Genomic DNA, 23,161 nt, shown 5'->3' on the forward strand with positions numbered 1-23,161 from the left:
TCCCTGTCGGCCGGCGTCCAGGACGCCCCTCGTCCGCGAACCGGCCTACCGTGAGCCCATGACGAGGACGACGAAGGCGACGGCCGTCGACCCGGGCGCGCTCACGGTGAGGCCGCTCGACGCGACGAGCTGGCCGGCATACGCAGCGCTCATGGAGCGCCACAACGGGGTCTTCGGCGGGTGCTGGTGCACGTACTTCCACACGATGGCCGCGGAGAAGACCTACGACCCGGAGCGGAACCGAGAGCTCAAGGAGCGCCTGGTCCGCACCGGGGGTGCCCATGCCGCCCTCGTGTTCGACGGCGAGGATGCCGTCGCCTGGTGCCAGTACGGCAGCCCGTCCGAGCTGCCGAACATCTACCACCGCAAGGAGTACGACGAGACGAGCGAGCGCGACCCCGACTACCGGATCACCTGCCTGTTCGTCGACAAGCGCTACCGGCGCTCCGGGGTGTCGGCCGTGGCCGTGCAGGGGGTGCTCGCCCTCGTGGCGGCCGCGGGCGGTGGGCTCGTCGAGGCCTACCCCCACGACAACGACGGGGCGAAGGTCTCGGTGCTCTACAGCGGGACCCGCGCCCTGTTCGAGCGCGCGGGCTTCAGCTACGACCGGCCCAAGGGCACGCGCAACTGCGTCATGAGCCGGACGGTCGCCCCTGCCGGCTGACCGCTCGACCCGAGACCGGGCGCCAGCCGGGCGGTGGGTCCTCGCCGACCCGGCCGTCGACCGCCTCGCGGAGCAGGTCGGCGTGGCCGGTGTGGCGGCCGTACTCCTCCACCATGTCGCAGAGCAGCCGCCGCAGGTTGGCGTGCTCGCCGGCGTCGGTCGCGGCGTGCACCTCCTGGTCGAGGCGGCCCCGCGCGAGGGCCGCCCGCACCCGCTCGCGCGACCGCGCGACCGCGTCGTCCCAGTAGGCGTAGAGCTGCGCCGGCTCGTCCGCGCCGGCCGAGGTGATCTCCCAGTCCGGGTCGTCGTCCCAGCCGTTGCCGTCCCACACCGGCGGCAGGGTGGAGCCGTCGAGCTTGGTGTGGAACGCGTGGTCCTCGGCAACGGCCAGGTGCTTGAGCAGCCGGCCGAGAGTCAGGGACGACGCGCCGACACGCTGACCCAACCCGTCGGCGCCGAGCCCGTCGGTCTTGTACCGGAAGGTCCAGCGCAACCGGTCGAGCGCGCCGAGCAGCGCCTCGGCCTCGCCGCCGGCGAGCGGCGGCTCCCAAGGAGTCTCGTCGGACCCGGGGCGCGGGTCGGTGTCTGCTGGCGGTTGGCTGCCTGCCACGGTGGCGCCTGTGGGCGGCCTGTCGGTCATCGCTTCTCCTCCTGACGGGCCTTGAGCACGGCGAGGTCGCGCTCGGCGAACTGCCGGTGCCACCACTCCTCGTTGAGCAGCACGTCGAGGCAGTCCTTCACCGGGAACTGCGACCCCTCGGGCGGCCACCCGGTGCCCGCGAGCGGATCGGTCCGACCGGCGAGCTGCTCGTCGGTGAGGGTGGCCAGGTATGCCGCGACCTCGCTGCTGCGGGCGAGGCGCAGCTCGAGGGCCTCGTCGAGGGACGGCCGCACCTCCCGGTCGCGCGGCACCCCGGGGGTGTCGGGCATGGTGTCCCAGGGCAGCTCGAGGGGGTGCCACGGGGAGGGGTCGCCGAGGAGCGCCCGGCGCAGCCACGAGCTCGTGGCGAACGCCAGGTGCCGCAGCGTCTCGACGAAGGACCACTCGCCGTCGACGCCCTCGTGCAGCAGCCCGGGGTCGACCGCCTCGAGCCGCCGGGCGCGCTCGACGGTCCCGGTCCACAGGTCCTCGAGGACCGCCCAGGCCTCGCGGTAGCCCTGCGGGTCGGTGGGGCGCAGCCTGGTCCGTTCCGGGTGGAGTCGGTCGAGCTCGGCCGACACGAGCGGGCCGATGTCGACACCGTTGACCCGCACGTTCTCGAGCTCGCCGTTGATCTCGACGTCATGCAGCTCGACGCCGCGCAGGCGGACGTTGCGGAACGCGGTGTCCCGGACCTCGGCGTCGGCGAGGTCCACCATCTGCAGCCTGGCCCCGGTGAGGTCGACCCGGTCGAACCGTGCGCCCGACAGGTCCACGTGCTCGAACGTCGCCCCCAGCAGCTGCTCGTCCCGGAAGGTCCGGGCCTGCCTGGGCGGCAGTCCGCCCGGCAGTCCCTCCGGCAGCCCCTCCCGCTGCGCCGGACCGGCCACGGTCACAGCCTCGCGAGCAGCTCGAGCGAGCGTTCGAGCACGAGCTTCGTGGCGCCGGCGTCGTACCCGGCCAGCGAGCTGTCGGCGAACAGGTGGCCGTCACCGGGGTACAGGAACAGCTCCGCGCCCTCGTGGGCCTCGACGAACGGCCGCGCCGCGTCGATGTCGCCCTCGTCGACGAAGAACGGGTCGGCGTCCATGGCGTGGATCTGCACGGGGACGCCCTCGGGCCAGGTGCCGAACCAGGACGGGTCGGCGAAGCCGTGGTAGAGCAGGGCCGCGCGCGCACCCGCACGGGTCTGCACGAGCTTCTGCGCCGGCATGCAGCCGAGCGAGAAGCCGCCGTAGACGAGCTCCGCGGGCAGCTCCTGCACGGAGGCGACGCCGCGCTCGCGGATCGCCTCGAAGCCGACCTCCTGGCAGTGGGCCTGGCCCTCCTCGATCGAGGCGAAGGTGCGCCCCTCGAACAGGTCCGGGGTGTGGACGGTGTGGCCCGCCGCGCGCAGCGCGTCGGCGAACTCGACGACGCCGGGGGTCAGGCCCTGGATGTGGTGGAACAGCACGATCTCGGTCATGGCGGACACGCTAGGACCCATTGCGGACGGTTCGCGTCCGCGTCGAGAATCGACCTCGTGGACCCCGACGCCAGCCCCACCGCCCGCGCCCTCGTCACCCTGGAGCTGGTCCAGAGCCAGCCGGGCATCACCGCCGAGCGGATCGCCGACCGGCTCGGGGTGACGCCCCGCGCAGCCCGGCGGTACGTCGCGACGCTGCGCGAGGCCGGCATACCCATCACCTCGGTCAGCGGCCCGGCCGGTGGGTACCGTCCGGGACGCGGGCTGCGGTCGGCCCCGCTCGTCTTCACCCCGGCTGAGACGCTCGGGCTGGTGATGGCCGTGCTCGACGGGCACCACGACGCCGGCGACGTCTCGGACCCGGTGGGGGGCGCCCTCGCCAAGATCCTGCGCACCCTGCCGGAATCCGTTGCGGCACAGGCGGAAGTGGTGCGCAGGACCACGGCCCCCGTCCCCGACCGTGGCGCCGCCCGGCCGCGGCCGGACACCACGGTGACCCTCGTACGGGCGTGTGCGGACCACCACCGGGTGCGGCTGGGCTACCGCACCGAGGCGGGGCGGGACCTGTCGCTCGAGGTGGAGCCCTGGGCCGTGGTCGTCCGGCACAGCCGGTGGTACCTCCTGTGCCACTCGGTCACCTCGGGCGCGCCCCGCACCTACCGCGTCGACCGGGTGCTGGACGTCGAGCCGCTCGAGACGACCTTCGCCCCGCCGGCGGGGCTCGACCCCGTCCGGGCCCTGGAGGAGAACCTCGCCGCCGGCTGGGAGTTCGAGGTCGAGGTGGAAGTGCAGGCCCCGGCGGAGAGGGTGGAGCGCTGGCTGCCCCGGACCATGGGCCGGGTCGAGCCCGTGGACGAGGGCCGGTGCCGGGTCGTGGGCAGCACGAGCAACCCGAGCGGGTACGCCGCGGACCTCGCCCACCTGCCCGTGGGCTACCGCGTGGTGCGGGGCGAGGAGGTTCGGGCCGCGACCCGCGCCCTCGCGCAGCGGCTACTCCTCGCCTGTCCCGAGCACTGACCGCGGAGCGGCCGATCAGGCGAGGCCGGCGTCGTGCACGGTGAGGGCGACCTGCACCCGGTTGTCGGCCCCGAGCTTGGTGAGCAGGCGCGACACGTGGGCCTTGACGGTGGGCACCCCCATGAAAAGCTCGGCCGCGATCTCGGCGTTCGACAGGCCACGCCCGATCGCGAGCGCGACCTCTCGCTCGCGGTCGGTGAGGGTGGCGAGGCGCAGCCGGGCCGCGGCCAGCCTGGGGTCGTCGTCCTGCGAGACCCGGGCGATGAGCTGGGCCGTCACGCTCGGCGACAGGATCGGAGCGCCGGCGGCCACGGCCAGCACGGCGTCGACGAGCTGGGCCGGCGGCGTGTCCTTGAGGAGGAACCCGTTCGCGCCGGTGCGCAGCGCCTGCACCACCAGGTCGTCGGTGTCGAAGGTCGTGAGGACGATGACCCGTGGGCGTCGCAGCGACCCGCCGTCGGGCTCCGCGACCAGCAGCCGCGTCGCCTCCAAGCCGTCACGTCGGGGCATCCGGATGTCCATGAGCACCACGTCGGGGCGCTCGCGGCGGACCACCTCGACCCCCTCGACACCGTCGCCGGCCTCGGCCACGACCTCGATCCGGGGCGACCCCCCGAGGATCATCCGGAGTCCGGCACGCACGAGCGGGTCGTCGTCGACGAGGACGACCCGGACCGCGCCCTCGACCGGCTGCCCCTGGCTCACCGGTCCCACGGTAGCCGGGCGGTGACCACGAAGTCGCCACGCCGGTCGACCCCGAAGGTGAGCGTGCCGCCGCTGAGCACCGCCCGCTCGGTGAGGCCCGCCAGGCCCATCCCCGAACGGGGCAGCGCCGGCCGCCCGTCCTCGGCGGGGATGCCGTTGCGGGCCGTGATGCCCACGCCGTCGCCGGGGACCGCCCGGACCGCCAGGGCGAGCGGCTCGTCGGGGGCGTGCTTGCGGGCGTTGGTGACCACCTCCTGCACGATGCGGAAGGCATTGCGCGACAACGAGTCCGGGATACCGCCCGCGTGCTCCAGGTCGAGCTCCGCGTCGATCCGCGACCCGGCGGCCCGGGCCTCGCCGATGAGCTCCTCGAGGTCGGACAGGGTGGGCTGGGGACGCTCCGGCTGCTCGACCCCGAGGTCCTCGCCGTCGGTCAGCCGCAGCACGCCGAGCACGTCGCGCAGCTCGCTGAGGGCGAGGTGGGCGTTGTCCCGGATCACCGTGGCCGCCTGCGCGACCTCCTCGCGGCCGAGGTCGTCGCGGAACGCCAGGGCGCCGGAGTGCATGGCCACCAACGAGATCCGGTGTGCGAGCACGTCGTGCATCTCCCGGGCGATGCGGGCACGCTCGGTCGCCCGAGCCTCCGCCACCCGGCTCGCCTGCTCCCGCTCGGCCGTCTCCACCCGCTCGCGCAGGGACGCGAGGAGCGCCCGACGGGCGCCGACGTAGTACCCGATCGCGACGCACACGGCATACATCAGGACACCGATGACGATGTTGGTGACGGTCTCCCACAACCCGCTCCCGTTGCTGGTCGGGCGGATCTGCTCGTAGCTGAGGCCGGCGAGGACCGACGGCACCGCCGTGACCGCGACGGGCAACCAGCGCCGGTGGGTGCACAGCGAGATGAGGGCGATGGAGGCGGCCCCGACCGAGCAGATCGACACGAACATGAAGCAGGCGAGCAGCACGGCCACCGGGAGCGGGAAGCGCCGACGCAGCGGCAGCAGCACCAGCGACACCACGCCGAGGGCGACGTCAAGGGCCGTGAGCCAGCCGGGGGGCGTGCGGCCCACGCTCGTCGACCCGGCCACGACGAGGGCGAAGAGCAGCGCGCTGGACGTCCCGGCCGCGAGGATCCGCCACGTCTCGCCCCAGACGGTGCGCGGGAGCGGGTGGGGGTTCGTGAGCAGCACCCCGGCAGGGTATGCCGCGTGGCGGCCGGTCGGCTTCCGACCGAAGTCGCGCGCGCCCAGACTTTGGTAGGGGGTGCGCGATGCCTCGGGCGGATGTGGCCGGGGAACCCTGCCGGCCACCGTGGAGGCCATGATCACCGTGAACTCACTGACCAAGCGCTACGGCGCCGTGACCGCGGTCGACGACGTGTCCTTCGGGGCCGAGCCGGGCCGGGTCACCGGCTTCCTCGGGCCGAACGGGGCGGGCAAGTCGACGACGATGCGGATCCTGTGCGGGCTCACCCCCGCCACGAGCGGCACCGCGACCGTGCTGGGCCGGCCCTACGCCGCCCTGCCCAACCCGGGGCGCCACGTCGGCGTCCTGCTCGACGCCTCCGCCCAGCACGCCGGCCGGACCGGTCGCGAGGTGCTCCGCCTCGGCGCGACCCTGATGGGGGTCGACCACCGTCGGGTCGACGAGGTGCTCGACCTCGTCGGGCTCACCGAGCGCGAGAGCAGCCGTCGCGTCCGCAACTACTCCCTCGGGATGCGCCAGCGGCTCGGCCTCGCGCACGCCCTCCTCGGCGACCCGCAGGTGCTCGTCCTCGACGAGCCTGCGAACGGCCTCGACCCGGCCGGCATCCGGTGGATGCGCAGCCTGCTGCGCGGCTTCGCCGACGAGGGCGGCACCGTGCTGCTGTCCTCGCACCTGCTGAACGAGATCGAGCGCGTGGCCGACGACATCGTCGTCATCGGCCGAGGGCGGATCGTGGCCCACGGCACCACGGAGGAGCTGCTGCGCGGCGCCGGGACCGTGGTTCGGGCCGCCGACGTCGCCGCCCTGCGCGCGGCCCTCGACGCCGACGGGCTCGTCGCCACGGACGGCGCGGGCGGCACCCTGCTCGTCGAGGCGGAGCCGGGCGAGGTCGGCGCGACCGCGGCCCGGCACGGGGTCGTGCTCGTCGAGCTGAGGTCCGGTGACGGCCGTGGGCTGGAGGACATGTTCCTCGAGCTCACCGCCGCGGACGCGCGCGAGGAGGTGGCGGCATGAGCACCGGGACCACCGCCACGACGCCGGCCGAGAGCCCGGGCACCGGCACCGCAGCCGTGGGCGCCCGGCCCGCGGGGCCGGCGGCCGCTCGGGCGCGCCTGCCCCGGATCCCTGGCCCGCGACCCACGGCGCCGGTGGGGCTGCTCACCCTCTCGCGCGTCGAGTGGCGCAAGCAGGTCGACACCCGCGCCGGCTTCTGGCTGCTGCTCAGCATCGGCCTGGTGGTCGCCGCCGTCATGGTGATCCTGCTGTTCGTCCAGGGTGGCAACCATGCGTACGCCGCGTACTTCACCGCCACCGCCACCCCCCTCGGCCTGCTCGTGCCCCTCGTCGGGGTGATGGCGGCGACTGCGGAGTGGTCGCAGCGGACCGGCCTGACGACCTTCGCGCTCGAGCCGCGCAGGGGCCGGGTCATCCTCGCCAAGACCCTGGCCGCGCTGGCCACCGCCGTGCTGGCCTTCGGGATGTCGCTGCTCCTCGGGGCGCTCGTGCACGGCCTCGCGGTGGGTGTCCGGGGCGCCGACGCCGACTGGGAGCTCACGGGAGGGCTGGTCGGCGGGATGGCCCTGCTGCTGGCGCTGGGCCTGCTCCAGGGTGTGGGCTTCGGCCTGTCGCTGCTGAACACGCCGGCCGCGATCGTCGCCTACCTGGTGCTGCCGACGGTCTGGGGCATCCTCGGGTCGCTCGTGGGCTGGCTGCACGACGCGGCGAAGTGGCTGGACATCAACGCCACCATGCAGCCGCTCCTCGAGGGCGACATGACCGGTCAGCAGTGGGCCCAGCTGGGCACCTCGTCACTGCTCTGGGTGGTGCTGCCGCTGGCCTTCGGCGCCTGGCGCGTGCTGCGCAGCGAGCTCAAGTAGGGGCCGGGTCCCGGGCTCACGCCGGGGGTGGGCGGTTCGCTCCGGGGGAGCGGGCCGCCCACCCTCACGCCGGGGCGTAGGCGAGGTGGACGACGCCGTTGGCGTAGACGTCGTGCGCCGCCAGGGCGAGCCGGTGCGACTCGCCCTCGGCGAACAGGCGCGAGCCGGTGCCGAGGGTGACGGGGTAGACGAAGAGATGGAGCTGGTCGACCAGGCCGTCGGCGAGCAGCCCCCGCACGAGCCTGCCGCTGCCGCTGACGTAGAGGTCGCCCTCGTCCTCGTCCTTGAGCCGGCGGATGACCTCGGGGTCGTAGGCGCCGAGCCGCTCGGTGTGCCCCCACTCCTGGGTCGGCTCGCCGGCGCCGACGACGTACTTCGTGGTCTCGTTGAAGAACGGGGCGCCCGGGTCGTCCTCGACCGTACGGTCGCGCCAGGCCGGGGCGAACGCCTCGAACGTGGTGCGCCCCAACAGGATCCCCCGGACGTCCGCCATCACGGCGGCCAGCGTCTCGCCCATCGCCGGGTCGAACCCGTGCTCGAAGGTCCAGGACGGGTCCTCGAAGACGCCGTCGAGCGAGATGAACTCGTGCACGTGGATCTGGCCCATGGTGGTTCCTCCGGTGGTGGGGTGCGGATGCCGTCGAACCTACCGACCGGGGACGGGTGCGGAACTCATCGCGCCCGCGCCAAATCGAGGTCGAGCCACCGGGCCAGCTCGGCGACCTCGCGGTCCACGCGCCGCTCCAGGGCCCGGTCGAACGGCACGTCCCGGTGCAGGGCGTCCACCCGCAGCACGCCGTGCTCGACGTCGGCGGTGCAGTCGAGCTTGCCGACGAACCGGTCCCCGTCGAGGACCGGCAGCGCCCAGTAGCCCCAGCGCCGCTTGGCAGCGGGCTTGTACATCTCCAGCTGGTACTCCCAGCCGAACAGCTCGGTGAGCCGCTTGCGGTCGAACACGAGGCGGTCGAGCGGCGACAGCAGGACCGTCCGGCCCTCGAAGGGCTCGTCCGCCCGCTCGAGCAGCTCCGGGTCCGCCCGCCACGTCCCCCGGACGCCCTCCACGACCACCTCCGCGCCGACCGGCCCCACGTCGTACGGCTCTCCGGGCACCTCGGCGACCCGGGCCCGGGCCAGCCCGAGGGAGGCCAGCCGGCGCCGCTGCCGGGTCTCGAAGGCCTCCTCCACCGGCACCACGTCGTCGTCGGGGTGGACCCGCTCGGCGAGGTCCCACATCCGCTCGCGGCCCTCACGGTGCGACACCGCGATCTCGCCGCGGCGCTCCATCTGGGTGACGAGCATGGTCACGTTGCGGTTGTTGTTCCAGCCGCTCGAGCGCCACGGCCGCACGCACGAGTCGGGCAGGTCCCGGGCGGCGGTGGGGCCCTCCGAGCGCAGCACGTCGAGGATGTCGAGCCGGCAGCCGTCGTTGTCCTCGACCCACTCCTGCAGGTCGACCTGCCACTCGGTGAGCGGCTCGGGCCCGGGCCACAGCGCCATCTCGGCCCGGAACAGGGCGAGGTCCTCGGCCGGCCGGAGCCTCCGTCGAGCTCGATCACCTGGCGGGCGTCGAGCAGGTCGTCGAGGTCGTCGGGGTGGAACGCGGAGCCGAGCCGGCCCCAGCAGACGAGGTCGGCGCTGGGGGCCACCGCAGCGGTGAGGTCGACCTGGACGACGGTGAGGTGCCGGACCAGCCCGAGCAGGTCGGTGGGCCGCGGCTCGGCGAGCAGCTGCGCCCGGACCGCGATCCGTCGCGCCTGCTCGGGCGTCAGCACGCGCGGCGCAGCGGCGGAACGGCGTGACCTGGCCGTGGCGGGTGGCACCTCAGGACCTCCGGCTCCGCGGGACACAGGAGACCCGGACGCGGGAGGCCCGGACGCGGGAGGCCCGGACGCGGGAGACCCGGACCCGGACCCTCCGCCCGTCGTTGTCCCCCCGCTGGTGCACCGACCCTCCCCGCCTCGCGACTGCGTGCCCGCCCATTGTGCCCACACCGACGGCACGGCGAGGCTCCTCGCGACCGACGCGGCGGCGTGGTCACCTGAGGCGTCCGCGCCCGCGGACGCCGAAGGAGGCTGCCGTGCCCGACGTCGTCACCACCCTGTCCGGCGTGTATGCCGCGCTGCCCGGCGCCTCGCGCGGAATCGCCGGCGACCTGTTCTCGTTCGGCGTGCCGCCGTGGGAGAAGGTGCTGCGCACCGTCCTGGTCTACGTCGCCATCCTCGTGATCATCCGGGTGGCCGGGAAGCGGCTGATGGCCCAGATGAACAGCCTGGACCTCGTGGTCGTGCTGCTGCTGTCGAACGTCGTGCAGAACGCCATCATCGGCAACGACAACTCCCTCGTCGGCGGGGTCCTCGGCGCAGTGGTGCTGGTCGCCGTCAACACCGCGCTCGACCGGTGGGCCATGGTCAGCCCCCGCGTCGCCTGGCTGCTGGACGGCAGGCCGACCCTCGTCGTGGTGGACGGGGTCGCCGACCGGAAGGCCCTGCGCCGCCTGGGGATGACGCAGGCGGAGCTGCTCAACGCCCTGCAGCAGCAGGGCGCCGACGGGCTCGCGGAGGTCCGGTCCGCGTCGATGGAGCCCGGCGGGACCCTGACGGTGCAGCTGCAGCCCGAGGCCAGGGACGCGACGGTCGCGGACCTGCGGCGCGCGGTCGAGGCCCTCACCGCCGCGCTCGCGTCCCGCCACGGCCCCGACGGCCACCCCGAGCACCCCTGACCTCCCCACCGTGACCACCCCGCCCTCGCCCGGCAAAACAACGGTTGCTCGACGACCCTCGGGACGACAACCCGCGGGAAGCCGCGCAACCGTTGTCTTGCGGGGGTCGGGCCGGTCCGGAGGATGACGCCGGGTCCGGGTCAGGCGGGGTCGGCGAGGTGCTCGGCCTCCAGGTCGAGCAGGTAGCGCTTGGCCGCCAGCCCACCGGCATACCCCGTGAGGGCCCCGGAGGAGGCCACGACGCGGTGGCACGGGAGGACGACGCACAGCGGGTTGGCGCCGAGGGCAGCCCCGACGGCCCGCGCGGCACCCGGCCGCTGCACCGCCCCGGCGAGCTGGCCGTACGTCGCCCGGTGCCCGTAGCCGACCGTGCGCACCAGCCCCGGCAGCACGACGCGTTGGAAGTCCGACGCCAGCGCCAGGTCGGTGCGCAGCGTGAACGCGTGGCGACGGCCGGCGAGGAACTCCTCGAGCTCGCGCCGCGCGTCGTCGAGCTCGCCCGGCTGGCGCAGCACGCGCGGTGACACCCGGGCGCTGATCCGGGTGAGCACCCGGTCCTCGGCCTCGGTGTCCGGCACGAACGAGGACGCGACGAGCGCCCCGGAAGGGTTGCGCGCCAACAGCATCCGGCCGACGGCGGTGTCCTCGACGACGTACGCGACGTCCGTGGGGTCGAACCGTGGGGGGTGCACGTCGGGCTCGAACCCGGAGAGCAGGCGGGTGGGATCGGTCATGGCAGGTCCTTGCGCAGGGTGGCGAGCGCGTCGCTCACGAGCCGCCGGCTCATGGCCGGCGAGCAGCCGAGGGCGGCGGCGATGGTCGGGTGGTCGAGGTCGGCGACGTACTTGAGCACGACCGCCTCGCGCTGGCGCTGCGGCAGGGCGCCGACGCGCCGCCACAGGTCGGTGTCGGGCAGCGCCGCGTCGGCGGCCGCCACGGTCGGCCCGGCGGCCAGCCGCCCGGGGTCGTCGTGGGGCACCGCACGGCGGCCCCGGTGGCGGTGCGCGTCCATCGCGCACCGGTGCGTGATCGTGAGCACCCACCCGCGCAGGTTGGTGGCCGTGCGCAGCCGTGGGTATGCCGCGAGGGCCTGGGTCCACGCCTGCTGTGCCACGTCGTCGCCGTCCACCGGGCCCGCGAGGGCGTGCGCGAGCCGGGCGACGTCACGCCAGTGCGCGTCGACGAGGTGCTGGAAGGGAGGCAGGGTCACACCCAACGAACGCCGCACCTCCCTCCCGTGTGAGCGCCACCGGCGACCCGACCGGTCAGGGCCACTGTGCCAGCCGGCGTGTGGAACCATGGTCGCGTGCCCGACGCCGTCGTCCCCACGCCGTCTGCTGGCGACCGCCGGCACCCGCCCCTGGTCATCGCCCACCGCGGCAGCAGCTCGGAGGAGCCGGAGCACACGCTCAAGGCCTACCTGCGCGCGATCGACGAGGGGGCCGACGCCCTCGAGTGCGACGTCCGGCTCACGGCCGACTCGCACCTCGTCTGCGTCCACGACCGCCGGGTCAACCGCACGAGCAACGGCCGCGGCATCGTCTCGACCCTGGAGCTCGCCGAGCTCGAGGGCCTGGACTGGGGCTCCTGGAAGGCCCAGCACGGCGGCGAGGACGAGGTCCCCGACCGCAACCGCAACCAGCTGCTCACCCTGCGGGCGCTGCTGACCACGGTCACCCAGAGCGAGCGCCCCATCGGGCTGGCCATCGAGACCAAGCACCCGACCCGGTACGCCGGGCTGGTGGAGCGCCAGCTCGCCAAGGTGCTGGCCGAGTTCGGGCTCGACGGGCCGCAGCAGCCGGGGCAGCACTGGGTGCGCGTGATGTCGTTCTCCCAGCTCGCGGTCCAGCGGATGCGCCAGCTCTGCCCCGACGTCCCGTCGGTGTACCTCGTGGAGGACTCGGTGCCGCTGCGGTTCCGGGACGGCTCGCTGCCGCGGGGGGTGCGCACGGTCGGCCTGGACCTCGAGATCGTCCGGCGCCACCCGAAGACCGTGCGCCGTCAGCACGAACGCGGGCACGACGTGTACGTCTGGACCGTCGACGAGCCGCAGGACGTGCAGCTGTGCCTGGACCTCGGCGTCGACGCCATCATCACCAACCGCCCCCGTGCCGTCCTCGACGCTGTGCACGCCAGCAGGTAACCTCCCACCCGTTCCCCGAGAACGGACTGAGCACCGCATGACTGCAGCACCACAGCCCCGCCGGCCCCTGCGGACGGCGACCGCGAACCCCGTCCGCGACGCCTCGCGCACCATCCGCGTGCCCTGGCGGGCGACGTCGGTGGCGCAGGTCCGCCGCGCCGTCGTCGAGGACCTCTCCGAGCGGGACGTGCCCCCCGCGGTGGTCGACGAGGCCGAGATCGTAGCCTCCGAGCTGGTGTCCAACGCGATCCGCCACGCCCGCCCGCTCTCCGACGGGATGCTGCGCGTGCACTGGAAGGTCAAGGCCGGGGTCGTCGAGGTCGAGGTCACCGACGGCGGCAGCGACACCACCCCGCGTCCCGCCCCGCGCGCCGTCTGGGCCCCCTCGGGCCGCGGGCTGCGGATCGTGCGCAGCCTGGCCCACGAGTGGGGCGTGACCGAGGACCGCACCGGCTCGACGGTCTGGGCCTCCCTCGGCGGCCCGTCGAGGCGCCGCAGCCACTGAGGCCGCACGGGTCCACGCCACGGTCCCCGCCACACGGTCCCTGCCACACGGTCCCCGCCCCCGGGGCCCGACCCCCTAGGGTTTGCGCCATGGGTAAGGCATCACGGCGCCGCAAGGGCGCAGACTCCGGCTCGCGTCCTGCACGCGTCGAGCCCGCCCCGTTCGTCGCGCGTCCCTTCGAGGGCCTGCCGAACGAGACCGACTGGGTGGCCATGCGCGAGATCCTGCCGGCGGCGACCGCCACGGTCCGGTTCGCGAAGGGCAAGGCGCCCGAGGGTGCCCCCGACGAGGTGACGGTCGCGACCGTGCTGCCCATGGCGTGGCCCGGCCTGCACCGGGCCGACGGCACGGTGCTCTTCAGCACCCAGTCGGGCTCGGTGTCCGGTGACGCCTCCCGCGACCTCGCCACCTCGCTCCTCGCCGCCGCCGAGGCCGAGCAGGGCGTGCCCCTGGTGCACACCCCGGGCTCCACCGCCGACTCGCCGAGGCTGCAGGACCTGCTCGACACGACGGCCGACTTCGAGGTCACCGTGCACGAGGGCTTCGAGTTCTGGGTCGGCGACAGCGACCTCGACGAGGCCGCCCAGGAGTCGCTCGACCGCGCCAACGAGTCGGTCATCCCCACCGTGCGCATGGCCGGCACCCGCTCGGCGTACTGGTGCCGCATCGGCGAGCGCACCCACATCCGGCTCGTCCTGCCCGACGACGAGGACGTCGCCACCGACGCGCTGGCGCGGCTGCGTGCCGCCGGCGACGACGGCCTCGGCGGGTCGACCCGGCTGCTCGGCGCGTTCCGCGCCTGCGGCCTGCTCGTGCCCGTCTGGGACCTCGACCCCGACAAGGAGGCCGCCGACTACGAGGACGCGCTCGCCGAGCTCATGGAGCGGTATGCCGGCGTGCTCGGCTCGGACACGCCTCTGACGCCGGAGGAGCGGCGCGCCCGCTCCGGCCTGCTGAGCCGCCAGGTGACCCTGCGCTGACATGACCTCCCCTACCACCGGCGTCGCCGCCGTGATCCCGGCCAAGGACGAGGCCGACCGCATCGCGGCGACGGTGCGCGCCGTCCTCGGGCTGCCGGGCGTCGACCTCGTCGTGGTCGTCGACGACGGCAGCACGGACGCCACGGCCGAGGTCGCCCGCGAGGCCGGCGCCGAGGTCGTGCGGCACGCGCGCAACCGCGGCAAGGCGGCGGCGATGACGACCGGGGCGGGCTGGGTCGCGCGGCAGGAGGGGGTCGAGGGCCGCGTGGGCGGCTCGGACGACCGGCGGCCCCTGCTCTTCGTCGACGCCGACCTCGAGGACTCGGCCGCCAACCTCGGCGTCCTCGTGGCGCCGGTGATCGAGGGCCGCACCGACATGACGATCGCGACCCTGCCCCCGCAGCGGACGCCCGGAGGGGGCCGCGGCTTCGTGGTCCGGCTCGCCCGGACCGGCATCGAGGAGCTCACCGGCTTCGTGGCGGCCCAGCCGCTGTCGGGGATGCGCTGCCTGACCCGCGCCGCGTTCGACGCGGCCAGCCCGCTCGCCCGCGGCTGGGGCGTCGAGGTGGGACTCACCGTCGACGTCCTGCTCGCGGGGCTGCAGGTGCAGGAGGTCCCCTGCGAGCTGCACCACCGGGTGACCGGGACGGACCTGCGCTCCCAGCTGCACCGCGCCGCGCAGTACCGCGACGTGGGGCTCGCCCTCGCCCGGCGCCGGGCCCGGCGCCGGCTGCGCTGAGGACCGGCGCAGGCAGTGCCGGCCGACCGGCAGCGCCGTGACGACCCGGCCGCGGCACGGGCCGAGGTCCCGTGGACGCCGGGCCGCGTGGTCGCGGCCGGCCTGCTCGTGGTCTCGGTCCTGCTCCTGCTCCTCGTCGGCATCTCGGGCCCGAGCGCGGCGAAGCCACCGCTGGGCCCGGGCGGCCACGAGCTGCCCTGGGCCCCCGGACCCTGGCTGGTCACCGCCCTGCTGTGGACCGCCTACGTCCTGGGTGCCACCGGCGTGCTGCTGCACCTGCGCTGGGGGCTGCCGACACGGGGGCCGTGGACCTGGCTCCTCCTGCTGCCGGCGCTGCCGGTGGTGGCCCTGGGGTGGGCCACGGCGTTCGGCTCCGCCGACCACACGAACTACGCGGCGTACGGCCGGATCTCGGTCCTCGGCGGCGACCCGTACCTCACCCCCCCGAACGCCTGGCCCGGCCACGACCCCGTCATCTCCGCCGTCCGCCCGCCGTGGGACGGCACCCCGAGCATCTACGGCCCGCTGGCCACGCTGCTCCAGCAGGCCGCCTCCGCGGCGGGCGGCGCGAGCCTGCGGGCCACGGTCGTGTGGTGGCAGGTCATCTGCCTGGTCGCGTTCTTCGCGGTCGCGGCCCTGCTGCACCAGTCCGGCGCCGGCCGGGGGCGGGTCGCGGCCCTCTGGCTCGCCAACCCGCTCGTGATCGGGCTGGCGGTGTTCGGCGCCCACGTCGACGTCGTGGCCGCCGCGCTGGTCGTCCTCACCCTGTGGGCGGCGCCGCGCAGCGCGTTCGTCGCGGGCCTGTTCGCCGGCCTCGCCGTCTCGACCAAGGTGACCGCCGCGGTCGTGGTGGTCGCGGTCGTCCTCGCCTGGTGGACGCACGAGCGTCGCGGTTGGGGGTGGCGGTCCGCGAGGTTCGTGACGGGGGCGCTGGTCGCCGCGGTGCCGCTGCACTGGTGGGCCGGGCCGCACGTCTTCGACCAGCTCGAGCGGGCCCGGCGCTCGATCTCCCTGGCCACCCCGTGGCGGCTGGTCTACCAGCTCGTGTCCGGGCCGCTGGGCGGGTCGAGTGCCCGCACGCTCGTGACGGTGCTGTCGGTCCTCGTCGCGCTCGTCCTGGTCGTCGCCCTCGGCCGCCTCACCCGGGGGCTGGCCCCTGCCGGGGTGCTCGGCACGGCGACCCGGTGGACGTTCGTCCTCTCCACCGCCTACGCCCTCGCGGCGGCATACTCCCTGCCCTGGTACCTCCTGCTCACCTGGGCGACCCTGCCCCTGCTCGGCGCCAGCGTCCTGGACCGGGCGCTGCTCGCGCACCTGCTCGCCGTGACGCTCGCCTACGTGCCGGGCCGGGTCGAGGGCATGACCGCGACGGTGCAGCGGATCACGTTGTGGGTGCGCCGGGTGCCCGTGCCGTATGCCGTGCTGCTCGTGTGGGGGTGGCTCACACTCGCCGCATGGCGCGGGTCGTCGCGCTCGAGCGGGCCTCGTCCTCCAGCGCCCGCACCGACACGGCGATGATGAGGGGCACCGCGATGATCGCGCCGTTGGCCGGGATCGCGACCCCTGAGTCGTTGATGGCGAAGCCGATCGTGAGCGTCACGAGCAGGGCGATGAGACCCGGTCGCAGGGTGGGGATCGCGTCGTAGGAGCGCTGCAGCGCCCGCGACCCCCACGACGTCGGGCGGGCGAGGATGTAGATGACGAAGACGAGCGCGATCGGCACGAGCAGCGCCAGCCGGTAGTTGCCGAAGAGGATGCCGATGTTCTGGTCGAGCTTGCGCAGCACGATGTCGCCGGCGGTGCCGTTGCCGAGGGCCTCGAAGAACTGGCCGAGGTGGGACTGCTTGTCGGGCGGGCGCAGCGAGTCCAGGAAGGCGACGAGCAGGAAGAGCGCGGCGGTGCCACCGCCCACGACCAGTGCGCGGCGCCACGTCATCCGGATGCCGAGGATGGCCAGCACGAGGTAGGCGAGGCCGGGCAGCAGGGCCGGCGGGCCGCCGCCGTCGGCTCCCCAGGCGGGGAGGCCGTCGACGACCACGGCGACCAGCCCGATGGCGGCGGCGGCGGCGGCCGCGAGGCGGGGGCGGCCGCGGCGGACGAAGTGGCTCGAGACGGCGGTGGCGAGCAGCAGCGCGGCGGTCGCGAAGAGCGCGAAGGTCACGTTGCCCATGCCGTAGAACCGGCCGCCGACGACCGGCTGGAGCCCCATGAGCGAGGAGATCTGCAGGGTCGAGCCGGTCATCACGTCGATGCCCAGCACGAGCATCGTCGCGAGCGCGACCACCGACAGCGGCCCGGTCAGCCGCCGGGCCCACGGGCCGAGCAGCGCGACCGCCGAGATGGCCGCGGTGAACAGCGCGACGGCGACGACCACCCCGATCATCGGCACCGGGAAGCGCCACCACGGGAGGAGGTTGGCCAGGAACGTCGAGGCGGGCACGGCCGCGGCGACGACGGCGACCCGGCGGGTGATCCGCAGCAGCTTGAGCCGCAGCCCGATCGCGCCGAAGTCCCGTCGCCAGACGACCGCCGCCAGCAGGTAGATGGCGATCTGGGTGTAGACGACCGCGTTGAAGAACGGCGGGACGAGCGCGTGGACGTCGTGGCTGGCGTCGTCGAAGTCGACGAGGTGGCGCAGCCGGTCGCGGGCCGCCGCCTCGGAGTTGGACCCCTCCTCGCCGCGGCGCAGTGCCTTGCCGCCGAGCCCGGTGGGGACGTCGGCCCCGGCAGCTGCGAGCAGCGTCACGGTGAGATCGGCCGACTGGACCAGGCCGTCCTGCCGGGTGGACGGGGAGTAGAGCGTGCCCGAGCCGTAGTGCGGGCCCTTGGCGGCGACGAGCCGCAGCCGCTCCTGCGCGCCGGCGTCGGACAGGCTGGCCGCCACGATGTCCGAGCCGTTCGGGGCGGCCTTGAGGACCTCGCCGATGCGGTTGTCGATGGCCCTGGCCTGCTGGGCGCGACCGGCCGGGGTTCCCGCGGACTCACCGGGGGGCAGCTCGGCGGGGTCGCGGATCGCGCCCACGTCCACGAGGGTCACCCGGCACCGGGAGAGCAGGCCGGTCAGCTGGCCGGCGTCGTACGCGGCATACCGGGGCACCGAGCCGTTCGTGTAGGCGGCACCGACCCCGGCCCCCGGCCCCACCGCCTGGATGCACTGGCCGCTCGTGGCGAGCGTCTCGCCGAGGGTGCCCAGGGTGCTGTCGAACTTGCGGGCGTCGGCGGCACGGACGTACCGGTCCCAGCCCGGGACGACACCGCTGTCCACCTCCGGGATCGCCGGGCAGGGGTCGGAGGTGCTGCGCGCGCCGTCCTTGCCGGGCCCGGGTGCGGCGGCACGGTTGCCCGCGGACAGGCTGAGCCAGCCGTCGACCGGGCAGGTGTTGGTGAAGACCGAGCGCACCGAGAGGGCGGCCGTCGAGCCGTCGCGCAGCATCGACCACAGCGCCGGGGTGTTCTGCTCGTCGACGTCGGTCCAGGTGAACCCGCCCGTGCCGATGAGGATGACCGGGCCGGTGGCCGTGCCCGGCCCCGCCGGGCTCGCCGCGGACGCCGCACCCGCCCCCACCACCAGCACCGTGAAGAGGCCGGCGAGCAGGGTCAGGGCGCGGCGGGTCACCCGTACAGGCTACGGGGCAGGGCACACGACAGAATGCGGGTGTGACCTCCCTGCGCCGCATCGCCGCCTGGCCCGCTCGTGCCCGGTGGACGCTGGCCGTCGTGCTCGTCCTCGCGGCCGCCGCCGTCCCGACGCTGCGCTACCTCGTGTTCTGGCCGCTGGACCAGTGGCAGGTCGACGTCGAGGTCTACCGCGAGGCCGGCGTGTCCATCCTCACCGGTCGCCCCATCTACTCGGCGATGACCGAGTCGCCGCAGCTGCTCCCGTTCACCTACCCGCCCTTCGCGGCGGTGCTCGCCGTGCCGCTGGCGCTCATCCCGTTCGGTGCGGTGGGGTGGCTGTGGACCCTCGCGCAGGTCGCGGCCACGACGGCCATCGTCTGGTATGCCGGGTGGCGCCTGCTGCACCGCACCGGCCCGTGGATGCCGATCGTGCTCGCGCTGCTCACCGCGCCGATGATCTGGCTGCACCCGGTGTCGGACGGGATCCGGTTCGGGCAGGTGAACGCCTTCATGGTGCTGGCCTGCCTCATGGACCTGCGCCGGCCCCGGCCCGGGGTGCTCCGGCACGTGCCGCCGGGCGTGCTGGTGGGGCTGGCGATGTCGATCAAGCTGACGCCCGGCGTCTTCGTCGTGCACTACCTGGTCAACCGGCGCTGGCGCGAGGCGGCCACGGCGGTGGTGACCGCCGTGGTGGTGACGGTGGGGTCGTGGGTGCTGCTGCCCGAGGCGTCGTTCGCGTTCTGGGGCGGGGCGCTGCAGGACCCCACCCGGCTCGGCCCGAACGCCGGCACGTCGAACCAGTCGATCCGCGGGTTCCTGCTCCGCGTCGGCCCCGACGGCCTCGCTGGCAACGTCCTGTGGCTGGCCCTGGTCGCGGTCGTGGGGGTCGTCGGCTACCAGCTGGGCCGCCGCGCCTACCGTGCGGGCGACTCGATCAGCGAGGTGGCGGCGATGGGGCTCATGGCGGTGCTGCTGTCCCCCGTCGCGTGGATCCACCACCTGCACTGGATGGTGGTCGTGGTCTTCGCGGTGCTCGGGGCCGACCCGCTGCGCGACCGCCGCCGGATCTGGGCCGCTGCCGCCATCACCGGCTTCTTCCTGTGCCGGATGCCGTGGTGGGGCATCTCCTGGCTCAGCCACCCGGACTGGCCGCGGTGGATCGGGCGGGTGCTGCAGAACGCCGACACGTTCGGTTCGCTCATGGCCCTGGCCCTGCTCTGGTGGGCCCTGCACCTGCGCGAGCCCGGCACCACCGGCGGCGACGCGGACGACAGCGCGCTCGAGCCGGGCGCCCCCGCGCACCCCGAGGCGGTCACCGCCCGGGGCTGAGCGGCTCCCCGGCATACCTCCCCTCCCCGGCATGCCTCACCTCCCCGGCATACCTCCCCTCCCCGGCACACACCCGCGCGTCTGTGCGCACGCCCGCGTGCCACTGCGCAGTGACCCGCTCCCTGCGCACTGACACGCTGGTCTGTGCGCAGACGTCCGTGTCGGGCGGGCTCAGGCGTGCGGGGCGGAGATGACGCCCAGGATCTCCAGCGTGGTCAGGGCCGCGAGGAGCAGGCAGACCACACCGCCCACCCGGCGGATCGTGGTGAGGTGCACCCGCGCGAGCAGCGCCCGGCCGATGACGGCCCCGAGCGCCGACACCGTGGCCAGCGCCAGGAACGCGCCGAGGAAGACCGACAGCGGCTGGTGGAAGCGCAGCACCATGTTGGCCGTGAGCAGCTGGGACAGGTCGCCCCACTCGGCGAGGAACAGCACCGAGAACGACACCGCGATCGCCTTGAGCCCCACGGCGGTCGCCGCGCCCTTGTGCGCGAACTCCTCCTCGGTCTCCTTCTCCTCCTCGTCGGCCTTCTTGGCACCGCGCAGCAGGATGAAGCCGCCGACGAGGAACATGAGCGCCGCGAAGACCTCGACCGGCCGCTTGGGCAGGTTGGTGAGCAGGCCGCCGATGACGACCGCGACCAGGGTCTGGACCAGGAAGGCCAGCGACACCCCGATCCACACGAACAACGGGCGGAACCGGGTCGCGAGCACGAGGGTGGCGATGAACGTCTTGTCCGGAAGCTCCACGACGAAGATGGCGGCGAAGACGATGGCGATGGTGGCGAGGTCGAGGTCCATGGCGCGTCGACCCTATCCGGGCGGCGCGCCTACGCTGGCCGGTGTCCGGCACACCCGTCCGCGAGGTGACCACCGCGGGCGGCCACCCCACCGGATCCGAGAGGGTCGCCCCATGACCACGTACGCCTACCTCGGCCCCGAGGGCACGTTCACGCAGATGGCCCTGGCCGCGTGGGCGCCGTCGCAGGGCGCCACGCACCGCCCCTGCGGCTCGGTCGACCAGGCGCTGGCCCTGCTGCGCTCCGGCGAGGCCGACGGCGCGATGGTGCCGATCGAGAATTCGGTCGAGGGAGGCGTGAGTGCGACCCTCGACGCGCTCGCCAGCGGTGACCCGCTGGTGGTCACCGCCGAGGTGCTCGTGCCCATCACCTTCGTGCTGGCGGCCCGGCCGGGGACGCCGCTGTCCGCCGTGCGCGCCGTCGGCACCCACAGCCACGCGTGGGCCCAGGTCCGCGGCTGGATGGGGACGCACCTGCCGGAGGCGACCTACGTCCCGACCCTGTCCACCGCGTCGGCGGCCCAGGGCCTTGCCCTGCACCCGGACGCCGACGGTGCGGCGGGCGCAGGCGGCGAGCGGCCGGCCTACGACGCGGCGGTCTGCGCCCCGGTGGCGGCGAGCAACCACGGCCTCGAGGTGCTCGCGGAGGGCATCGGCGACAACGCCGCTGCGGTGACCCGGTTCGTGCTCGTGGCGCGGCCGGGGCGGCTGCCCGAGCGCACCGGCGCCGACAAGACCACGCTGGTGCTGTACCAGCGGGACGACCACGCGGGTGGGCTGCTCGAGCTGCTCGAGCAGTTCGCCGTGCGCGGGATCAACCTGTCCCGGCTGGAGTCCCGGCCGACGAAGGCCTCGATGGGCTCGTACTGCTTCTCGATCGACATCGAGGGCCACGTGCTCGACGAACGGGTCGGCGAGGCGCTGCTCGGGCTCAAGCGGGTCTGCGCGCAGGTGCGGTTCCTCGGCAGCTACCCCGCCGCGCACGGCGCCGCGGTGCAGGTGAGCCCGCAGACGACGGACGAGGCGTTCGGCAGCGCGCGCGCCTGGCTGCGCGAGCTCCGCAGCACCTGACCCCAGCAAAACAACGGTTGCGCGGCAACCCGCGGGTTGTCGTCCCGCGGGACGTCGAGCAACCGTTGTTTCGCGCGGGGCGCGGGGCGCGGTCGCGCCGGGCGCGGGGCGCGGGGCGCTCTCTGCGCGAGCCGGGCAGGCTACTTCTTCTCGCGCCAGGCGCGCTCGAAGGGCAGCCGCCAGGCGTGCGGGGCGATGAGCTGGTGGATGGCGTTGGGGCCCCACGAGTCGACCGGGTAGGGCTTGGACTCGGGCGGGTCGTCGAGGAGCGGCTGCGACCGCTCCCACAGTGACTCGATGCCCTCGGCGGTGGTGAACAGCGTGTGGTCGCCGCGCATGGCGTCGAGCATCAGCCGCTCGTACGCCTCGAGGACGTCGGCCGCACGCTCGGTCTCCTGGGTGGAGAACTGCATCGACAGCTTCTCCAGCCGCATGCCCGGCCCCGGCCGCTTGCCGTAGAAGGACAGCGACACCTTGGACTCGTCGGCCAGGTCGAAGGTGAGGTGGTCGGGGCCGGCGGACCCGACGCCGGAGTTGTGCGGGAACATCGAGCGCGGCGCCTCGCGGAACGCGATGGAGATGATCCGGGCTCCCTCCGCCATCCGCTTCCCGGTGCGCAGGTAGAACGGGACGCCCGCCCAGCGCCAGTTGTCGAGCCCGACCTTGAGCGCGATGAACGTCTCGGTGTCGGAGTCCGGGGCCACGCCGTCGAGCGAGGTGTACCCGGCGAACTGGCCGCGGACGACGCAGTCCGGGTCGATCGGCAGCAGCGACCGGAAGACCTTGTTCTTCTCCTCCGAGATCGCGCGCGGCTCCAGCGCGGTCGGCGGCTCCATCGCCACGAATGCCATGACCTGGAACAGGTGCGTGACCACCATGTCCTTGTACGCCCCGGTCGCCTCGTAGAAGTTGGCCCGCTGGTCCAGGCCGAGCGTCTCCGGGATGTCGATCTGCACGTGGTCGATGAAGTTGCGGTTCCAGATCGGCTCGAACAGGCCGTTGGCGAACCGGAACGCGAGGATGTTCTGCGCCGCCTCCTTGCCCAGGAAGTGGTCGATCCGGAAGACCTGCTCCTCGGCGAACGTCTCGTGCACGGTGTTGTTGAGGGCGATGGCGCTCTCGAGGTCGGTGCCGAAGGGCTTCTCCATCACGACGCGGGCCCGGTCGACGAGGTCGGCCTCCCGCAGCATCTGCAGCACCGCGACCGCGGCCTTGGGCGGCACCGACAGGTAGTGCAGCCGCAGGGTCTGCGGGCCGAGCTGCTCCTCGGCCTCCTTGACCGCCTGCGCCAGGCGCTCCGGCCCGGCTCCCTGCGGCACGTAGACGAGCCGGTCGTCGAAGGCGTCCCACTGCTCGGGCGTCAACCGGTGCGAGCCGAACTCCTCGACCGCCTTCTTGGCGAACGCTCGGAAGCCCTCGTCGTCGTGGTCCTCAAGCGAGGTGCCCACGACGCGGATGTCGGGCGCGAGGTCGCTCGTGACGAGGTGGGCGAGCCCGGGGATCAGCTTGCGGCGGGCCAGGTCACCGGTGGCGCCGAAGAGCACGATGACGTGGGGGTCGGCGGGCTCGAGCGGGTTCCGGGTGGTCACCCGCTCCGACGCGGGGTAGGAGATGGTCTGCGGGCGGGGCGGCGTGGCATCCGGCACGTCGTCGATTCTGGCACCGCGGGACGCGGTGC

Annotated in this window: 25 protein-coding genes; 13 read left to right on the top strand and 12 right to left on the bottom strand. The window is 74.3% G+C overall.

The features are described from left to right. Nucleotides 1-58: 58 nt before the first annotated feature. Nucleotides 59-664 carry a GNAT family N-acetyltransferase gene (locus ACYVDO_RS09055; RefSeq protein ID WP_460934932.1) on the top strand — a complete coding sequence of 202 codons (606 nt, stop codon included), beginning with the start codon at nucleotides 59-61 and terminating at the stop codon, nucleotides 662-664. Here ACYVDO_RS09055 and ACYVDO_RS09060 read toward each other — a convergent pair. The 3 genes from ACYVDO_RS09060 to ACYVDO_RS09070 are packed head-to-tail and all read right to left on the bottom strand — an operon-like array spanning nucleotide 633 to nucleotide 2,769. After that, nucleotides 633-1,304: a mycothiol transferase gene (locus ACYVDO_RS09060; protein WP_460934934.1), complete on the bottom strand. Its 672-nt coding sequence runs from the start codon at nucleotides 1,302-1,304 to the stop codon at nucleotides 633-635. The genes ACYVDO_RS09055 and ACYVDO_RS09060 overlap by 32 nt on opposite strands. After that, a complete protein-coding gene (locus ACYVDO_RS09065) occupies nucleotides 1,301-2,194 on the bottom strand; it encodes a DinB family protein (RefSeq protein ID WP_460934936.1) in 894 nt (297 codons plus the stop codon). Before ACYVDO_RS09065 ends, ACYVDO_RS09060 begins: the two co-directional genes overlap by 4 nt. Before the next feature lie 2 nt (nucleotides 2,195-2,196). Then, nucleotides 2,197-2,769, bottom strand: coding sequence for a dienelactone hydrolase family protein (locus tag ACYVDO_RS09070; protein ID WP_460934938.1), 573 nt, complete (start codon nucleotides 2,767-2,769; stop codon nucleotides 2,197-2,199). A gap of 57 nt (nucleotides 2,770-2,826) precedes the next feature. On the opposite strand from ACYVDO_RS09070, the gene ACYVDO_RS09075 reads away from it, so the two are divergent. Further along, nucleotides 2,827-3,786 carry a helix-turn-helix transcriptional regulator gene (locus ACYVDO_RS09075; RefSeq protein WP_460934940.1) on the top strand — a complete coding sequence of 320 codons (960 nt, stop codon included), beginning with the start codon at nucleotides 2,827-2,829 and terminating at the stop codon, nucleotides 3,784-3,786. 15 nt (nucleotides 3,787-3,801) lie between these two features. Here ACYVDO_RS09075 and ACYVDO_RS09080 read toward each other — a convergent pair whose 3' ends face one another. Together ACYVDO_RS09080 and ACYVDO_RS09085 are read right to left on the bottom strand one after the other, a co-directional pair. Continuing rightward, nucleotides 3,802-4,491 carry a response regulator gene (locus ACYVDO_RS09080; protein ID WP_460934942.1) on the bottom strand — a complete coding sequence of 230 codons (690 nt, stop codon included), beginning with the start codon at nucleotides 4,489-4,491 and terminating at the stop codon, nucleotides 3,802-3,804. Further along, a complete protein-coding gene (locus ACYVDO_RS09085; protein WP_460934944.1) occupies nucleotides 4,488-5,687 on the bottom strand; it encodes a sensor histidine kinase in 1,200 nt (399 codons plus the stop codon). Before ACYVDO_RS09085 ends, ACYVDO_RS09080 begins: the two co-directional genes overlap by 4 nt. Nucleotides 5,688-5,817: 130 nt before the next feature. Here ACYVDO_RS09085 and ACYVDO_RS09090 point away from each other — a divergent pair, with 130 nt between their 5' ends. Together ACYVDO_RS09090 and ACYVDO_RS09095 are read left to right on the top strand one after the other, a co-directional pair. Next, nucleotides 5,818-6,717: an ABC transporter ATP-binding protein gene (locus ACYVDO_RS09090; RefSeq protein WP_460934946.1), complete on the top strand. Its 900-nt coding sequence runs from the start codon at nucleotides 5,818-5,820 to the stop codon at nucleotides 6,715-6,717. After that, nucleotides 6,714-7,580: an ABC transporter permease gene (locus tag ACYVDO_RS09095; protein ID WP_460934948.1), complete on the top strand. Its 867-nt coding sequence runs from the start codon at nucleotides 6,714-6,716 to the stop codon at nucleotides 7,578-7,580. The genes ACYVDO_RS09090 and ACYVDO_RS09095 overlap by 4 nt, the downstream gene beginning before the upstream one ends. Before the next feature lie 64 nt (nucleotides 7,581-7,644). Here the strand turns inward: ACYVDO_RS09095 and ACYVDO_RS09100 are convergent, their stop codons facing one another. Together ACYVDO_RS09100 and ACYVDO_RS09105 are read right to left on the bottom strand one after the other, a co-directional pair. After that, a complete protein-coding gene (locus tag ACYVDO_RS09100; RefSeq protein WP_460934951.1) occupies nucleotides 7,645-8,187 on the bottom strand; it encodes a dihydrofolate reductase family protein in 543 nt (180 codons plus the stop codon). A gap of 65 nt (nucleotides 8,188-8,252) precedes the next feature. After that, nucleotides 8,253-9,077: a DNA glycosylase AlkZ-like family protein gene (locus tag ACYVDO_RS09105; protein ID WP_460934953.1), complete on the bottom strand. Its 825-nt coding sequence runs from the start codon at nucleotides 9,075-9,077 to the stop codon at nucleotides 8,253-8,255. 95 nt (nucleotides 9,078-9,172) lie between these two features. On the opposite strand from ACYVDO_RS09105, the gene ACYVDO_RS09110 reads away from it, so the two are divergent. Further along, nucleotides 9,173-9,379, top strand: coding sequence for a hypothetical protein (locus ACYVDO_RS09110; protein ID WP_460934954.1), 207 nt, complete (start codon nucleotides 9,173-9,175; stop codon nucleotides 9,377-9,379). Between the two features lie 278 nt (nucleotides 9,380-9,657). Further along, the gene (locus ACYVDO_RS09115; protein WP_460934956.1) at nucleotides 9,658-10,299 is read left to right on the top strand and encodes a DUF421 domain-containing protein; all 642 of its coding nucleotides are present in this window, start codon (nucleotides 9,658-9,660) and stop codon (nucleotides 10,297-10,299) included. A gap of 140 nt (nucleotides 10,300-10,439) precedes the next feature. Here ACYVDO_RS09115 and ACYVDO_RS09120 read toward each other — a convergent pair whose 3' ends face one another. Together ACYVDO_RS09120 and ACYVDO_RS09125 are read right to left on the bottom strand one after the other, a co-directional pair. Next, nucleotides 10,440-11,033: a methylated-DNA--[protein]-cysteine S-methyltransferase gene (locus ACYVDO_RS09120; RefSeq protein WP_460934958.1), complete on the bottom strand. Its 594-nt coding sequence runs from the start codon at nucleotides 11,031-11,033 to the stop codon at nucleotides 10,440-10,442. Beyond that, the gene (locus ACYVDO_RS09125; protein WP_460934960.1) at nucleotides 11,030-11,509 is read right to left on the bottom strand and encodes an RNA polymerase sigma factor; all 480 of its coding nucleotides are present in this window, start codon (nucleotides 11,507-11,509) and stop codon (nucleotides 11,030-11,032) included. The genes ACYVDO_RS09120 and ACYVDO_RS09125 overlap by 4 nt, the downstream gene beginning before the upstream one ends. A 96-nt stretch (nucleotides 11,510-11,605) precedes the next feature. On the opposite strand from ACYVDO_RS09125, the gene ACYVDO_RS09130 reads away from it, so the two are divergent. The 5 genes from ACYVDO_RS09130 to ACYVDO_RS09150 all read left to right on the top strand — a co-directional run bounded on the left by ACYVDO_RS09130 (nucleotide 11,606) and on the right by ACYVDO_RS09150 (nucleotide 16,184). After that, entirely contained in the window at nucleotides 11,606-12,442 is an 837-nt protein-coding gene (locus ACYVDO_RS09130; protein WP_460934962.1) for a glycerophosphodiester phosphodiesterase family protein, read from the top strand. A 37-nt stretch (nucleotides 12,443-12,479) separates the two neighbouring features. Next, the gene (locus ACYVDO_RS09135; RefSeq protein ID WP_460934964.1) at nucleotides 12,480-12,947 is read left to right on the top strand and encodes an ATP-binding protein; all 468 of its coding nucleotides are present in this window, start codon (nucleotides 12,480-12,482) and stop codon (nucleotides 12,945-12,947) included. Nucleotides 12,948-13,036: 89 nt separating this feature from the next. Then, a complete protein-coding gene (locus ACYVDO_RS09140) occupies nucleotides 13,037-13,927 on the top strand; it encodes a DUF5926 family protein (protein ID WP_460934966.1) in 891 nt (296 codons plus the stop codon). 1 nt (nucleotide 13,928) lies between these two features. After that, nucleotides 13,929-14,666 carry a glycosyltransferase gene (locus tag ACYVDO_RS09145; RefSeq protein ID WP_460934968.1) on the top strand — a complete coding sequence of 246 codons (738 nt, stop codon included), beginning with the start codon at nucleotides 13,929-13,931 and terminating at the stop codon, nucleotides 14,664-14,666. 15 nt (nucleotides 14,667-14,681) lie between these two features. Then, nucleotides 14,682-16,184, top strand: a complete 1,503-nt coding sequence (locus ACYVDO_RS09150; RefSeq protein ID WP_460934970.1) for a hypothetical protein — start codon at nucleotides 14,682-14,684, stop codon at nucleotides 16,182-16,184. Here ACYVDO_RS09150 and ACYVDO_RS09155 read toward each other — a convergent pair. Next, the gene (locus ACYVDO_RS09155; protein ID WP_460934972.1) at nucleotides 16,108-18,282 is read right to left on the bottom strand and encodes a hypothetical protein; all 2,175 of its coding nucleotides are present in this window, start codon (nucleotides 18,280-18,282) and stop codon (nucleotides 16,108-16,110) included. The two genes, ACYVDO_RS09150 and ACYVDO_RS09155, sit on opposite strands and share 77 nt — an antisense overlap. A gap of 41 nt (nucleotides 18,283-18,323) precedes the next feature. Between ACYVDO_RS09155 and ACYVDO_RS09160 the strand changes: the two genes are divergently transcribed. Further along, nucleotides 18,324-19,613: a glycosyltransferase 87 family protein gene (locus tag ACYVDO_RS09160; protein WP_460934974.1), complete on the top strand. Its 1,290-nt coding sequence runs from the start codon at nucleotides 18,324-18,326 to the stop codon at nucleotides 19,611-19,613. 171 nt (nucleotides 19,614-19,784) lie between these two features. Here the strand turns inward: ACYVDO_RS09160 and ACYVDO_RS09165 are convergent, their stop codons facing one another. Beyond that, the gene (locus ACYVDO_RS09165; protein ID WP_460934976.1) at nucleotides 19,785-20,414 is read right to left on the bottom strand and encodes a TMEM165/GDT1 family protein; all 630 of its coding nucleotides are present in this window, start codon (nucleotides 20,412-20,414) and stop codon (nucleotides 19,785-19,787) included. A gap of 112 nt (nucleotides 20,415-20,526) precedes the next feature. Between ACYVDO_RS09165 and pheA the strand changes: the two genes are divergently transcribed. Further along, complete coding sequence (gene pheA / locus ACYVDO_RS09170; RefSeq protein WP_460934978.1) at nucleotides 20,527-21,483, top strand: prephenate dehydratase; 957 nt, start codon at nucleotides 20,527-20,529, stop codon at nucleotides 21,481-21,483. Nucleotides 21,484-21,623: 140 nt separating this feature from the next. Here pheA and zwf read toward each other — a convergent pair whose 3' ends face one another. Then, a complete protein-coding gene (gene zwf / locus ACYVDO_RS09175) occupies nucleotides 21,624-23,138 on the bottom strand; it encodes a glucose-6-phosphate dehydrogenase (RefSeq protein WP_460935067.1) in 1,515 nt (504 codons plus the stop codon). Nucleotides 23,139-23,161: the final 23 nt, after the last annotated feature.

Source organism: Phycicoccus ginsengisoli (assembly GCF_054779295.1).

Bases quoted from the DNA above. Each gene is read 5' to 3' on its own strand.
- ACYVDO_RS09055 (WP_460934932.1), top strand. From the start codon at position 59: ATGACGAGGACGACGAAGGCGACGGCCGTCGACCCGGGCGCGCTCACG.
- ACYVDO_RS09060 (WP_460934934.1), bottom strand. From the start codon at position 1,304: ATGACCGACAGGCCGCCCACAGGCGCCACCGTGGCAGGCAGCCAACCG.
- ACYVDO_RS09070 (WP_460934938.1), bottom strand. From the start codon at position 2,769: ATGACCGAGATCGTGCTGTTCCACCACATCCAGGGCCTGACCCCCGGC.
- ACYVDO_RS09090 (WP_460934946.1), top strand. From the start codon at position 5,818: ATGATCACCGTGAACTCACTGACCAAGCGCTACGGCGCCGTGACCGCG.
- ACYVDO_RS09095 (WP_460934948.1), top strand. From the start codon at position 6,714: ATGAGCACCGGGACCACCGCCACGACGCCGGCCGAGAGCCCGGGCACC.
- ACYVDO_RS09100 (WP_460934951.1), bottom strand. From the start codon at position 8,187: ATGGGCCAGATCCACGTGCACGAGTTCATCTCGCTCGACGGCGTCTTC.
- ACYVDO_RS09105 (WP_460934953.1), bottom strand. From the start codon at position 9,077: ATGGCGCTGTGGCCCGGGCCCGAGCCGCTCACCGAGTGGCAGGTCGAC.
- ACYVDO_RS09120 (WP_460934958.1), bottom strand. From the start codon at position 11,033: ATGACCGATCCCACCCGCCTGCTCTCCGGGTTCGAGCCCGACGTGCAC.
- ACYVDO_RS09135 (WP_460934964.1), top strand. From the start codon at position 12,480: ATGACTGCAGCACCACAGCCCCGCCGGCCCCTGCGGACGGCGACCGCG.
- ACYVDO_RS09140 (WP_460934966.1), top strand. From the start codon at position 13,037: ATGGGTAAGGCATCACGGCGCCGCAAGGGCGCAGACTCCGGCTCGCGT.
- ACYVDO_RS09145 (WP_460934968.1), top strand. From the start codon at position 13,929: ATGACCTCCCCTACCACCGGCGTCGCCGCCGTGATCCCGGCCAAGGAC.
- ACYVDO_RS09165 (WP_460934976.1), bottom strand. From the start codon at position 20,414: ATGGACCTCGACCTCGCCACCATCGCCATCGTCTTCGCCGCCATCTTC.
- pheA (WP_460934978.1), top strand. From the start codon at position 20,527: ATGACCACGTACGCCTACCTCGGCCCCGAGGGCACGTTCACGCAGATG.